Origin of the sequence: Bradyrhizobium uaiense (assembly GCF_010811875.1) — a bacterium.
Taxonomy (GTDB): domain Bacteria; phylum Pseudomonadota; class Alphaproteobacteria; order Rhizobiales; family Xanthobacteraceae; genus Bradyrhizobium; species Bradyrhizobium uaiense.
Window position 1 is genome coordinate 1 of the sequence record NZ_VKHP01000265.1, and the last position, 12,056, is coordinate 12,056.

The 12,056-nt window shown below is 61.5% G+C and carries 11 protein-coding genes and 4 pseudogenes; 7 read left to right on the plus strand and 8 right to left on the minus strand.

Features of this window, described 5'->3' with window-relative positions; all coding sequences use genetic code 11:
* Both FNJ47_RS39115 and FNJ47_RS39120 read left to right on the plus strand, forming a co-directional pair.
* Positions 1 to 221: pseudogene (locus FNJ47_RS39115) on the plus strand (hypothetical protein); the annotation flags it as partial.
* A gap of 2 nt (positions 222 to 223) precedes the next feature.
* Positions 224 to 1,309: a YihY/virulence factor BrkB family protein gene (locus FNJ47_RS39120; RefSeq protein WP_163161223.1), complete on the plus strand. Its 1,086-nt coding sequence runs from the start codon at positions 224 to 226 to the stop codon at positions 1,307 to 1,309.
* A gap of 81 nt (positions 1,310 to 1,390) precedes the next feature.
* Here the strand turns inward: FNJ47_RS39120 and FNJ47_RS55550 are convergent, their stop codons facing one another.
* From FNJ47_RS55550 to FNJ47_RS50655, 3 genes and pseudogenes are all read right to left on the minus strand, one after another.
* A complete protein-coding gene (locus tag FNJ47_RS55550; RefSeq protein WP_488226104.1) occupies positions 1,391 to 1,834 on the minus strand; it encodes a hypothetical protein in 444 nt (147 codons plus the stop codon).
* 86 nt (positions 1,835 to 1,920) lie between these two features.
* Positions 1,921 to 2,355 (minus strand): annotated as a pseudogene (locus FNJ47_RS55555) (MFS transporter); the annotation flags it as partial.
* A 44-nt stretch (positions 2,356 to 2,399) separates the two neighbouring features.
* A pseudogene (locus FNJ47_RS50655) lies at positions 2,400 to 2,537 on the minus strand (plasmid stabilization protein); the annotation flags it as partial.
* Between the two features lie 382 nt (positions 2,538 to 2,919).
* Here FNJ47_RS50655 and FNJ47_RS39135 point away from each other — a divergent pair.
* Entirely contained in the window at positions 2,920 to 3,453 is a 534-nt protein-coding gene (locus FNJ47_RS39135; protein WP_163161225.1) for a hypothetical protein, read from the plus strand.
* Positions 3,454 to 3,519: 66 nt separating this feature from the next.
* Here the strand turns inward: FNJ47_RS39135 and FNJ47_RS39140 are convergent, their stop codons facing one another.
* A complete protein-coding gene (locus FNJ47_RS39140; protein ID WP_163161227.1) occupies positions 3,520 to 3,732 on the minus strand; it encodes a DUF2171 domain-containing protein in 213 nt (70 codons plus the stop codon).
* A 396-nt stretch (positions 3,733 to 4,128) separates the two neighbouring features.
* On the opposite strand from FNJ47_RS39140, the gene paoA reads away from it, so the two are divergent.
* Genes paoA through paoC form a run of 3 tightly spaced genes read left to right on the plus strand, consistent with a single transcriptional unit; the run spans position 4,129 to position 7,945 of the window.
* The gene (gene paoA / locus FNJ47_RS39145; RefSeq protein WP_163161229.1) at positions 4,129 to 4,776 is read left to right on the plus strand and encodes an aldehyde dehydrogenase iron-sulfur subunit PaoA; all 648 of its coding nucleotides are present in this window, start codon (positions 4,129 to 4,131) and stop codon (positions 4,774 to 4,776) included.
* Entirely contained in the window at positions 4,773 to 5,723 is a 951-nt protein-coding gene (locus FNJ47_RS39150) for an FAD binding domain-containing protein (RefSeq protein ID WP_163161231.1), read from the plus strand. The genes paoA and FNJ47_RS39150 overlap by 4 nt, the downstream gene beginning before the upstream one ends.
* A 17-nt stretch (positions 5,724 to 5,740) precedes the next feature.
* A complete protein-coding gene (gene paoC / locus FNJ47_RS39155; protein WP_163161233.1) occupies positions 5,741 to 7,945 on the plus strand; it encodes an aldehyde oxidoreductase molybdenum-binding subunit PaoC in 2,205 nt (734 codons plus the stop codon).
* A 615-nt stretch (positions 7,946 to 8,560) separates the two neighbouring features.
* Here paoC and FNJ47_RS39160 read toward each other — a convergent pair.
* The 3 genes and pseudogenes from FNJ47_RS39160 to FNJ47_RS39170 all read right to left on the minus strand — a co-directional run.
* Positions 8,561 to 8,782 carry an SANT/Myb domain-containing protein gene (locus FNJ47_RS39160; protein ID WP_163161221.1) on the minus strand — a complete coding sequence of 74 codons (222 nt, stop codon included), beginning with the start codon at positions 8,780 to 8,782 and terminating at the stop codon, positions 8,561 to 8,563.
* Between the two features lie 694 nt (positions 8,783 to 9,476).
* Positions 9,477 to 9,773 (minus strand): hypothetical protein, encoded by a 297-nt coding sequence (locus FNJ47_RS39165; RefSeq protein WP_163161235.1) that lies wholly within the window; start codon positions 9,771 to 9,773, stop codon positions 9,477 to 9,479.
* Between the two features lie 160 nt (positions 9,774 to 9,933).
* Positions 9,934 to 10,281, minus strand: a pseudogene (locus tag FNJ47_RS39170) (transposase); the annotation flags it as partial.
* 182 nt (positions 10,282 to 10,463) lie between these two features.
* Between FNJ47_RS39170 and FNJ47_RS39175 the strand changes: the two are divergent.
* Positions 10,464 to 11,255: a tetratricopeptide repeat protein gene (locus tag FNJ47_RS39175; protein WP_163161237.1), complete on the plus strand. Its 792-nt coding sequence runs from the start codon at positions 10,464 to 10,466 to the stop codon at positions 11,253 to 11,255.
* Between the two features lie 230 nt (positions 11,256 to 11,485).
* Here the strand turns inward: FNJ47_RS39175 and FNJ47_RS39180 are convergent, their stop codons facing one another.
* Positions 11,486 to 11,902, minus strand: coding sequence for a lysozyme inhibitor LprI family protein (locus FNJ47_RS39180; RefSeq protein ID WP_347341773.1), 417 nt, complete (start codon positions 11,900 to 11,902; stop codon positions 11,486 to 11,488).
* Positions 11,903 to 12,056 lie beyond the last annotated feature (154 nt).

Below are 12,056 nucleotides of genomic sequence, written 5' to 3' on the forward strand. Positions count from 1 at the left end.
CCGAGCACCGCGACGAGGCTTGCCGTCTGGATGCCGAACAGCTGCAAGACGGCGATACCGACCACTACGAGCACAGCATAGCGGGCAAGACTGGACAGGAACACCGTGACCAGGGCGTCGATGCCACAACCCAGGCATTGGCCGCCGGCGCTGCAATCATGCTCGTCGGCTGGTTCGCCGCATCGCGTTTCAGGCGTCGGTCTGACGCCATCCGGGACTAACGATGGCTCCGCGCTCCAGTTGGCCGAACGACCTGATGCTTGCCGGTGCAACGGCGCTGGCAACTTTGGCGATTTATCGGCATGTGTCTCGATCGGAGCCGCAAGTCGAACGGGAGCAGGGCGCGGAGCCCGCGCTGGCCGAAGAGCAGGATCGCGGACGGCTGGCGGACACGCCGCTGCAAATTCCGGCTGCGGGCTGGAAGGATATTCTGCTGCGAACCTGGCAGCAGATCGATGAGGACCGGTTGCTGGCGACCGCCGCCGGCGTCGTGTTCTACGGCCTGCTGGCGATCTTTCCGGCCATCACTGCGCTGGTCTCGAGCTATGGGTTGTTCGCGGATCCGTCGACGATCTCATCCAATCTGCAAAGCCTGGCACTGATGTTGCCGGAAGGCTCATTTGCCATCGTCCAGGACCAGATCGCCCGCGTGCTGGCAAAGGGCACCTCGTCGCTTAGCGTTACGTTTTCGATCGGCCTGCTGATCGCCATCTGGAGCGCCAATGCCGGCATGAAAGCGGTCTTCGATGCGCTCAATGTCGTCTATGAGGAGAAGGAAAAGCGGAGCTTCCTCAAACTCAATCTGATGTCGCTCACCTTCACCATCGCAGCGCTCATTTCGATCATGCTGATGGTTGGAGCGGTTGTGGTCGTCCCGCTTCTGTTGCAGCAGGTTGGCCTGGGCACGCGGGCCGAACTCATTGTCCGGTTCGGCCGGTGGCCGATCCTGATGCTGCTGTTCCTCACCGCACTTGCGGTGCTTTACCGCTATGGCCCCAGCCGAACCAAGCCGCGCTGGCAATGGCTCAGCGTCGGTGCCGTTGCCGCGGCTGTGCTGTGGCTGATCGGTTCGTCGTTGCTGTCCTGGTATCTGGCGAACTTCGGGAACTACAGCGCGACCTACGGCTCGCTGGGGGCCGCCATTGGTCTGATGACCTGGATGTGGATGTCTGCCATCATCGTGCTGTGCGGGGCCGAACTGAACTCGGAGATCGAGCATCAGACCGCAATCGATTCCACCGAGGGCCACCGCAAGCCGCTCGGCGCGCGCGGCGCAAGAATGGCCGACACGGTCGGCAAGGCGTCGTAGTCCAGCCGCTTCAGAAGTGCCGCACCGTCGATCGGAAGGCAATCCAGATCATGACCGACAGCAATCCCAGTTCGCCGAGCATCAGGAAGGCCGTTGCGCGATCCAGCCGCCGAGCGCAGGGCTGAGCGATGCGCCGATGCCCTGGATCGTGATGACAGCGCCTTGCCCCAGGTTGACGCGGCCGGTTCCGTTCAGCGATCGCGCAACCATTCCCGGTACGGCGACACTCTGCAATCCGGCGCCGATGCCGTCTAGGATCTGGACCGGCAGGACGCCCCACCAGCCGGAGAGAAGAAAGGCGAGCAGGCCACGCACCGGCAGAGCGAGGAATGACAGCAGCAGGACGGTCCAGTAGTTGCGCTGCTCGGCCGCGTGCATGCCGGCGATCGAGGCCAGGACCATAACAGCCTGGGCCACCACGATGGTGGTTGCGACAAAGCTCGGGCCCTTGGCATGCCCGCCAGCGACGGCGGCAAGGCCATAGAGCGGCACGATCGCCGCGTTGCCGAGGTGAAATGCGGCCAAAGCGAGAGCCAGCACCGGCAGTGGCTTGTCTTCACCAGCACGCTGAAGCCGCTGGGCTGGCTGTCCGGATCTTCCTCCTTGCCTCGTGCGGCGCGGTGGTCGATGCTATCAGGCGGGATCAACAGAACGCAGACAATCGTGACGACGCCAAATAGCGCGGCGAGCAGAAAAGTCGCCCCATAGCCATATTGCCAGCCGAGATAGCCGGATGCCGCGGCGCCGACCATGTTTCCCGCGTGGTCGAAGGCCTGATTGCGACCATTCTGCCGGTTGAAGCCGCGCTGCTTGACGATGCCGAGTGTGATCCGGGTGGCGGCCGGAACGATAGCCGCACCCGCGATCGATGTCGCGACCTGGGATAAAGTGACCGCCCAAAACGCTTGCGACACCAGGATAATGGCCGAAGCCACCACGACGGCAACGCCGGGCACGATCACCCATGCCCGCTTGTGGTTAGTGGTATCGATGCAGCCCCCGATCGGAGTCGTGATCAGCATGCCCGCCACATTGCCAAGCATCATCGCTGTCCCGATTAGGCCGCTGGTCCAGCCATGCAGCTGCAGGAAGTTTCCTTGTTTACGGTCGCCCAAGCACGCCGTTCGGCTTCGTTGCGCGAGACTCCGCGCTTCTCATAGCCGTCCTCGATGTGCTCGGCCTGGTGCTTTTGCCTATCGGTGTAGCTCGATTTGTCACCACGCGGCATATGCAACTCCTTTTGGTTATGCAATTTCGTCCTGACAATCAGGCGATAGGGGCTCGAATCTTGATTGGCTGAAACGACCGAGTCCGCCGATTTCATAATAGCCATCCCGGGCATGCACCTTTGTTACTTCGTAGATGCGCCCCACGGACAGGATGTCTCGTTGCAGCGTGTTATCGACGCAGCGAACGTGAAGTGTCGTGCCGATTTCCATCATGCTGGTTACCTAGTTGGGCTTCGCGTTCCGCCGAAGAAACTGCAAATGAACTGGTGCATCTGCAGGGTGCGCGCGACCAGGTCACTGGCGACGCACGGCAATTCGCCTTGCATCCGATGAAGGTTGAACGACTCGGGGCCCGAGCCGTTCCTATCCGGAACGGCCGATATGGCAACGACGGCAGGCGCACCGAGGATGACCCAAAGCAACGCGGAAACCTGCGCCATGACGATCGTCGGCGCTATCAATTCTGCGGCGAGTCAGCTTTCCGAGGAGGACCGCTGGATAGTCCGGGCGCTCGGAGCAGGTCTGATATCGACGAGCGTATTGTTGCTGGCGCACCGGGCCAGTGACGTCGTCGTGGGATCGGCGATTGGGGTAGTGCTCGAGCGGCTGATCCGGTGCGCAACGGGGTACGATTTGGGTAAGCTACCTCAGCGCGCGTCGCCATGGTGCTCCGCGTGTCAACGAACTATCCATGAGGAGGACACCAAGGCGGCCTTGGTGATGCTGATGCCGAGCGCGACCGCGGCGGTCGCCGCGCCGAGCGGCACATATATCTATCAGGGCGACCATTGTGATCACGCCGACGCAAGCCAACACGCGCCAGAGGGCAGGCGTGTAGGTATTTTCACCGGGCACAGAGTGCAGTTCCGGGCCAAACGCCCCTACCAGTGGCAGGGGCGTTTTTCTGTTGGGTAAAGTCGAGTTGGTGATCACTGACCTTAAGCTACTTTTAAGGCCAATGCCCGGCGGCTAGATGCACCCTTAGGCGGCCTTCGAAGCGGCGTCAGCCGCCTTCACGGACAGCTTCACCTTGTTGCCCTCGACGCCGGAGACCAGGCGCTTGTCGAGGTAATGATGTTGGCGGTCGCCGCTGTCGCTCTTCGCCAGCTTGATGCGCTCGCCCTCGATCCTGTCGACCGTGCCGACATGCTGGCCGTCTGAGCCGACTATTTCCATATGTTCCTTGATGTCCATCGTGAACTCCATTGTCGTCGAGCTGTCCTGGGAAAGCTTCGTCGACGTTGTTTGTTCCTGGAGTCATCGAGATGCATGAGGTTGCGGGAACATCGGCAATGGGCAGGAAAACGGCGCTGCCGTAGCCCCCGGATCGATTGGCCTTCGCGTATGCGTGCACGAGTCTGGACACAAGGGCCGAGCGAGCCTGCCTCGGAGCCTGTCGTACAGGAAGCTTGAGCCATCTCTTACTGCTCAGACCCGCGATACTAGGAACTCGCAAGGTCTGAGCTTGCAGGTCGGAATATAGAAAAGTCCACCGACACTTTGGATTGCAACCATCGGCCGTCAAACGACTTCCTCTAGCTGTGCGCGCGCCATGATACCCAAGATCGCCGGCCACTGGAGTCGAATCGCATGTCCGATCTCACAGGTTTGGAACTATCCCGCCGCGGCCTGTTGATGACGGGAGCGGCTACGCTTGTCGCGTCGTCTGTCGTGCCGCGCACGTCGTTGGCCAAAACTAATCGTCCAGCACCGACCGGAGCACCCGTGATGGCAAAAGTATCGTTTGACGTGAACGGCGAAACCCATCAGTTCGAGCTCGATACCAGGACCACGCTGCTCGATGCCCTGCGCGAGCATTTGCATCTGACGGGCACGAAGAAGGGCTGTGATCATGGTCAATGCGGCGCGTGCACTGTCATCGTCGACGGGCGGCGGATCAATTCATGCCTAACACTCGCCGTGATGCATCAGGGCGATGAGATCACGACGATCGAAGGCCTAGGCACGCCGGACGCACTGCATCCGTTGCAGGCGGCATTCGTCGAGCACGATGGCTATCAATGCGGGTATTGCACGCCGGGCCAGATCTGTTCGGCGGTTGCCGTGCTGGCGGAAGTCAAGGCTGGAATCCCGAGCCATGTCACGACCGACCTCAACGCGCCGGTGCGATTGACCAATGCCGAACTCCGCGAGCGCATGAGCGGCAACATCTGCCGCTGCGGCGCCTATTCCAACATCGCCGAGGCGATCAGTGCGGTTGCCGGGAGGAGCGCATGAGATCATTCAGCTACGAGCGCGCCACCTCGCCAGGCGCAGCGGCCGCTGCCGCCGCCACCACCGCGAACGCAAAATTCATCGCCGGCGGTACCAATCTGCTCGACCTGATGAAGCTGGAGATTGAGACGCCGGCGCACCTGATCGACGTCAACGACCTTGCGCTCGACCGGATCGACGAGACCGCCGATGGCGGCTTGCGCATCGGTGCACTGGTGCGCAACACCGATCTCGCCGCGGATCGGCGGGTCCGGCGTGACTATGGGGTGTTGTCGCGCGCGCTGCTCGCCGGCGCCTCCGGTCAGTTGCGCAACAAGGCGACGACGGCAGGCAATCTGTTGCAGCGGACGCGATGTCCCTATTTCTACGATACCAATTTGCCTTGCAACAAACGCAAGCCCGGCAGTGGCTGTGCCGCGATCGGCGGCTTCAGCCGGCAGCATGCGGTGGTCGGCGTGAGCGATGCCTGCATCGCCACCCATCCGAGCGATATGGCGGTGGCAATGCGGGCGCTCGACGCCGTGGTTGAGACCGTGCGGCCCGATGGCACCACGCGCAACATCCCGATCGCCGAACTGCATCGTCTGCCAAGTGACAGCCCCGAGATCGAGACCACCCTGCAGCCGGGTGAATTGATCACGGCGGTGACGCTGCCAAAGCCAATCGGGGGCACGCAGGTCTATCGCAAGGTGCGCGACCGCGCATCCTATGCCTTCGCATTGGTCTCGGTCGCCGCGATCGTGCAGCGCGACGGCAGCGGCCGCGTCGCGCTCGGCGGTGTCGCGCACAAGCCATGGCGTGTCGAGGCGGCAGAAGCGGAATTGCCTGGCGGCGCCAAGGCCGTTACCGCGCGGCTGTTCGCCGATGCAAAACAGACCAGGGACAATGCATACAAGCTGCCGCTCGCCGAGCGAACGCTCGCGGCGGTGCTACGCGAGGGCGGGGCTTGAGGTGAGGGCTTAAGATCATGCGTTTTGAACATTCCGCGACATTCAATCCGATCGACCAGCTCAAGGTGATCGGCCATCCGACCAGCCGGATCGAGGGACCGCTGAAGACCACGGGCACCGCGCCTTACGCCTATGAGCGGCACGATGTCGTGGCTAACCAGGCCTATGGCTACGTGGTCGGCGCGGCGATCGGCAAGGGCCGGATCGCTGCGATCGATCTTGATGCGGCGAAGGCCGCGCCCGGCGTGCTCACGATCGTCACCGCAGATAGTGCCGGCAAGCTTGGCAAGGGCGCGCGCAATGCGGCGCCGCTGCTCGGCGGGCCCGAAATCGCGCATTATCATCAGGCTGTCGCAGTTGTGGTCGCCGGCACCTTCGAGCAAGCGCGCGCTGCGGCACAGCTCGTCCGGATCGATTACGTGAAAGGTGACGGCAAATTCGATCTGGCCGCGGAGCGGGACAGTGTGAGCATCCCGGACCCAACGATCGGCGGCCCTGCCGATACCGCTGTCGGCGATTTCGCTTCTGCCTTCGTTGCAGCGCCCGTGCAGCTGGATGCCACCTACACCACACCCGATCAGGGGCATGCGATGATGGAGCCGCATGCGTCCATCGCGGCCTGGGACGGAGACAAGCTCACGATCTGGACCTCCAACCAGATGATCGCCTGGGGGGCCGAAGACATGGCGAAGACACTTGGCATCCCCAAGGAGAATGTTCGCCTCGTATCGCCCCATATCGGCGGCGGCTTCGGCGGAAAACTGTTCCTGCGCGCCGACGTGCTGCTCGCCGCGCTCGGTGCCCGCGCGGCCGGCCGGCCGGTCAAGGTCGCGCTGCAACGGCCGCTGATGTTCAACAACACCACGCACCGTCCGGCGACGATCCAGCGCATTCGCATTGGCGCGGAGCGCGACGGCAGGATCACCGCGATCGGTCACGAAAGCTGGTCCGGCAATGTCAGCGAGGGCGAGCCCGACATGGCGGTGAGCCAGACCCGGCTGCTCTACGCAGGCGCCAACCGAATGACGGCGACGCGGCTCGCGACGCTCGATCTTCCCGAGGGCAACGCGATGCGCGCGCCCGGAGAAGCCTCCGGCATGATGGCGCTCGAGATCGCGATCGACGAGCTTGTGGACAAGCTCGGCATCGATCCGGTCGCGCTGCGTATCGCCAATGACACCCAGGTCGATCCGGAGCACCCGAAACGGCGCTTTTCGCAGCGGCAGCTCGTGCAATGCCTGAACGAGGGCGCAGCGCGGTTCGGCTGGAGCAAGCGCAACGCGAAACCGGGGCAGGTTCGCGACGGGCGCTGGCTGGTCGGCATGGGCGTTGCTGCGGCCTTCCGCAACAATCTCGTAACCAAATCGGCGGCACGCGTCCGCCTCGACCAGCAGGGAAGGGTGACGGTCGAGACCGACATGACCGACATCGGGACTGGCTCCTACACCATCATCGCGCAGACGGCTGCCGAGATGATGGGCGTTCCGCTGGAGAAGGTCGGGGTGCGGCTCGGCGATTCAGATTTTCCGGTGTCGTGCGGTTCGGGCGGGCAATGGGGCGGCAACAATTCCACGGCCGGTGTCTATGCCGCTTGCACCAAGCTGCGGGAGACCATTGCGCAGAAGCTCGGCTTCAATTCCGAAGAAGCGGTGTTCGCCGACGGCGCGGTCCGCTCGGGTAATCGCAGCGTGCCGCTGGCGCACGCCGCCGGCGCGGGTGATCTGGTGGCGGAGGATGCCATCGAGTATGGCGATCTCGCCAAGACCTACCAGCAATCGACCTTCGGCGCGCATTTCGTCGAGGTCGGCGTCGATGCCGACACAGCGGAGATCCGAGTCCGGCGGATGCTGGCGGTGTGCGCCGCGGGCCGCATCCTCAATCCGAAGGCGGCGCGCAGCCAGGTGATCGGCGCAATGACGATGGGCGTCGGCGCCGCGCTAATGGAGGATCTCGTGGTCGACAAGCGGCACGGCCTGTTCGTCAATCACGATCTCGCCGGGTATGAGGTGCCGGTCCACGCCGACATCCCGCATCAGGACATGATCTTCCTCGACGAGACCGATCCGATCTCGTCGCCGATGAAGGCCAAGGGTGTCGCCGAGCTCGGCATCTGCGGCGTCGCCGCCGCGGTCGCCAATGCGGTCCACAATGCGACCGGCGTGCGGGTGCGGGAATATCCGATCACGCTCGACAAGCTGCTCGAATGGCTCGACGTGGACTGAGAACAGTTGGGCGTGAGCCTTCCGAATCGGCCGCACTCGACCACCTCTGGATGGTCTATTTTTGGCTTCGTTGGGGGCTCTTTTGCGACCGTTCCGTCCATAACCTGGGTTGCGGTTGCAACCTTCATGACTCCATAAGCTGGCCAGCACGGACGCCCCCACTTCGAACCGGAGCGCGTGATGAAGATAACCCGACGCCGATTCAAGTAGACCACCAGTCTTCGACAAAGGCTCTTAGCCTTCAAGGCAGATGTTGTTCAGCAAGCATCAAACCTGGAAGGTGCCCGAGCGCGAGAATGCCATGCGGAGAGTTCGTTCTGCTGAATTTGCGCTGAAGATCGATATCTCGATCCCGACGCCTGGGCTTGCGCCCCCATGGAATGGGGCATGCAGTCGTTCTCCTCCCGCTCCTAAGCTCCGAAGGGCCTCCGCAGGGAAGCGGAGGCCCTTCACTCTAGGTGGCGTCCGGCGCGAGCAGTGGCCTCGCAACGGCGGTCTCTTTGGTGCGCCGCGTTTCCTTGGCCACGCTATCGCAAAGCACTTGCAATCGGCTTTCAAGTGCCACGGCCCTCCAGCGCCGGTCTATCAGCTGGGCCTGTAGCTGCTCGTTTTGAGCTAAGACCGCTGATGCCCGTTGAGCAGCGGATCCTGCGATGGCAGCCGCAATTCCGGTTCGCAGATGATCTTCCGCGGCCGCTTTTTTAGATGCTTCAGATAGTGACCGACGACCGAGGCCTCAGTTCTGCCAAGGATCCCGGCCACGCGGATCCATATCAATCCGCTGTTTCGCAGCTCTAGCAGTCGCTGTTCTTCTTCCGCCGTCCACGGCTTCGGCATCGTCGCTCGCCTTCCGGAAAGCGTCCGATCGTGCCGGTTCGCCGATAGTTTTATAGCGACCCGCGAAGGTTGATTGCACCGGGAAGCTACGGAAAAATTGTCTCACCGCGAGAATAGCCCCATACGGCCCGACGCACCCGTAGAAACGGCCTCAGCACTTCTGGGCGCCGGAGGCCAGTGCTGAGGCCGTTGCCTGAAATCCGGGGCCGAGCCGTTGGAGACAGACAAATGGATCATGCTGAGGCGGGAAGTTCCCGCATTAGCATATGTAAAGGAGTGGTTTGACTTACCCAGCAACCGTGACCTGGACCACACAGGATGGGGGTGGCCTTGCCTTCAGTGCCCAAGCAGGAGCCGAAAGCCAAAAGTGAGCGCCAGTAACGACTGCCGCCGTTATCATAAATGAAAATAGGACGCGCCCGAGGTCGGCTTGCTTGTTGCTTGGGCTCGAAAAAGGGGTTCGTTCTCCCGAGCCACAGTTACGCCAACCCCGAAAATGCCAAATCTACGATCACGGTAAACTGAGGAAGGCGGCCGCCGCCTTAACATGGGTGAAGTGGACCGACTGATTCTCGGCGCGCCGATTTCGGCCGTGGCGCACTAATCTTTTCCGCTATCGTCTATCACCAACGTCGGTATTGCGCATGATGTGCATTGCGCGAAAGCTGCCTCGCTTTGTTGGCCACATGTCGTGTTACCCACCGGGGTGCTTGTCGATGTTCTGTTTCGCTAAGGCAATCGCCTCCTGACGGCTCTGATAGGTCATCGTCCTGATCGTTTGACCTCCCGAAAGAGAGGTGATTTCCACCAGAGAACGATCGCCTTGCTGCTCGATGACGACCAGGCGATGACCGCGGTAATGAAGCTCATCTGTCACGATCAACTCCTGCTCAATCGACCCAAGCCCCCAATTGAGCAATCCTGGGTTACCGTTGCGCGCTAACGCCGCATGAACGACCATTGACCGCGGATAGCGCCGGACCAGCGACAACTAGAGACGCGCATGCCTGTTCCTGCCACGCCTTAAACGCTGTCTCCGACTTCGGGCGCAGCATTCAACGCGCATATGAACGATCCAGCGATTGAGCCGCGTGGAGGACCGAGCTGGACATATGCCCGGTGTCGACTGGGGAACCGGAGCGCGGGGAACACCCTCTTGAGCTTCCCATGGGTTGGCACTGGTTCTTTGTGATGCAGGCTCCATGCTGATGCACGCGGACAATCGAGGTGTCGATCATCGGAAAGCCGCATAATGGGCCGTGGCAAGTAGTCGGTGATACGACCCAGACACCAGCCCTCCGCCACCTAACGAAGCGATTGTAGGATGTGGTGTGCGGACCAAACGCCTCGGGCAGACCAGGCCAGGGTGCTCCGGATCGCAAGACCCAGAAAATCCCATCGAGGACACGGCGGTCGTTTACCCGAAGAACGCCACGCGGCTTGTTCGGCAGCATCGGCTTGATGGAGGCCCATTCATAATCCGCGAGTTCGTAGCGCATGATTCGAGCCCCCAGTTTGGGAAATTGAATCACGGGGGTCCGTCCAAGTGCAACGCTTCTGGCCCGGTCCTGGTGCGGCGCTTACCGGCAGAAGCGGACATCAACCTGCCGACAAAGCTCGCTGAATCCGTCGAAAATGACCCAATGCGGAAGCGCCTCGTCCGGGAAATGCGAGAACGGCGATGGCTCGTGTTTCGGCAGACGTGTCTGCTATTGCCATACAACCGAAACGTGATATCCGTCAGTATCATGGTGCAAATGCGATGAAAGCTGGAGTTCGGCGCGTCATTCCATTTCTATCGATCGCCGTGATGGCTCCGATTGTCATTACCCCAACAAAGGCAGCTGATCCGCAGCTGTGGGCGTTTTGCGCTGGGACTCAATGGGTGCCGATGGACCAACGTCTCGTCGCATGCAAGGCCATCATCGAGGCGAGCGACGAAACGCCGGGCAACCAAGCTGCCGCGCTCTGTAACCGCTCAATCGCCTTTAGCATGAAAGGAGAGGTCGATCTTGCCGTGGCTGATATCACCGAAGCGCTTCGCCTCGGTCTCCGAGAATATCGAGGTCTGATGTGCCGGGCATATGGGTACTTATATAGGGGCGATCCCGACGCAGCGATTAGATATTTCGATCAAGCGATCAATCTAGATGCGAAAGCACCCGAGGGGTTCAGCGCCCGAGGCAGCGCGCATGCGATGAAGAAAGAGTACGATAGCGCAATCAAGGATTACACCGAAGCCGTCCAACGTAATTTAAAAGATACCCTAGCGTTGTTCAACCGTGGCAAGGTCTATCTCGCGGTGAAGGATTACGACCACGCGATCGCGGACTTTGACGACGTGATAAAGCTCGATCCGACAATGAGGATTGCCTATACCGCGCGCGCCAGTGCTTTCATCGGAAAGGGAGATATAAGTCGGGCGAATGCCGATCTCGACGAGGCAAAACAGATCAAGCAGAACGGGCACTGATACGAAATTCTCTGCGATGCCGCGTTTTGGGCCCTTGGCCGACATGGCCAGTTGCGCCTCGTTTTGTCCGCTCCCGAGGCTGATGCGGACGTTCGCAGCTCCGTAGGATCGGTGGAGCGAAGCGATATCCATCAACCTTGTGCTGTGCGGTGGGATGATGGGTATCGCCAAGTTTAGCATCGGGCCGCGCGCTGCCGGACCCGTTGGCTTTACCCATCCTGCAGATGCAGTCATCTCAGTGGCTGAGACGATTCAGATTGGCGTGCATTGCCAAGGGCGCGTTCCAATTCACGCGTGCGCTTGGCGATGTCATCCAACTCGAAGCTCTGCGAGGTCATGAAGGCCCCTGAGCCGGCGTCCGGGTCGCTCGCGAGACGGCGGGTTTCGCTCAAGTGATGATGGAGCCAAGCCTTCTGTTCTGCCTGCAGCTTCGTCCGCCCTGCGCCGCTTTCTCGATGCAGCAGCAGCTGGTATGCGGCGTTCAACCGCGCATCCCATTTGTCGATCTCGGTCTTACCGCAATCCAGCATCCTGCTTGAAACACCGTTCGAACGATCGACGCATGCTGCCATCTCGTCGTCTGATTGTGCATGGGCGCACAGAGCGATGATCACGAGCAGGCCGACAAGGCCATATTTGAAGGTCACGGGAGCTGACACCTATGGTTTAACGAGGCCCAATGGCGCAATCATTTCGTGTCGCTTTTGCGGCGGCGACGCCCGCGAGGCTCTGGTCACGGCCCGTCGCCCATATGTCGGCAATGTGGGGTAGACCGGTCGTCAGCGCGACCACTCCAAACCG

What these genes read in the sequence shown, in the direction of transcription:
- FNJ47_RS39120 (WP_163161223.1), top strand. Translation starts at nt 224, where the DNA reads ATGGCTCCGCGCTCCAGTTGGCCGAACGACCTGATGCTTGCCGGTGCA.
- FNJ47_RS39135 (WP_163161225.1), top strand. Translation starts at nt 2,920, where the DNA reads ATGGCAACGACGGCAGGCGCACCGAGGATGACCCAAAGCAACGCGGAA.
- FNJ47_RS39140 (WP_163161227.1), bottom strand. Translation starts at nt 3,732, where the DNA reads ATGGACATCAAGGAACATATGGAAATAGTCGGCTCAGACGGCCAGCAT.
- paoA (WP_163161229.1), top strand. Translation starts at nt 4,129, where the DNA reads ATGTCCGATCTCACAGGTTTGGAACTATCCCGCCGCGGCCTGTTGATG.
- FNJ47_RS39150 (WP_163161231.1), top strand. Translation starts at nt 4,773, where the DNA reads ATGAGATCATTCAGCTACGAGCGCGCCACCTCGCCAGGCGCAGCGGCC.
- paoC (WP_163161233.1), top strand. Translation starts at nt 5,741, where the DNA reads ATGCGTTTTGAACATTCCGCGACATTCAATCCGATCGACCAGCTCAAG.
- FNJ47_RS39160 (WP_163161221.1), bottom strand. Translation starts at nt 8,782, where the DNA reads ATGCCGAAGCCGTGGACGGCGGAAGAAGAACAGCGACTGCTAGAGCTG.
- FNJ47_RS39175 (WP_163161237.1), top strand. Translation starts at nt 10,464, where the DNA reads ATGGCTCGTGTTTCGGCAGACGTGTCTGCTATTGCCATACAACCGAAA.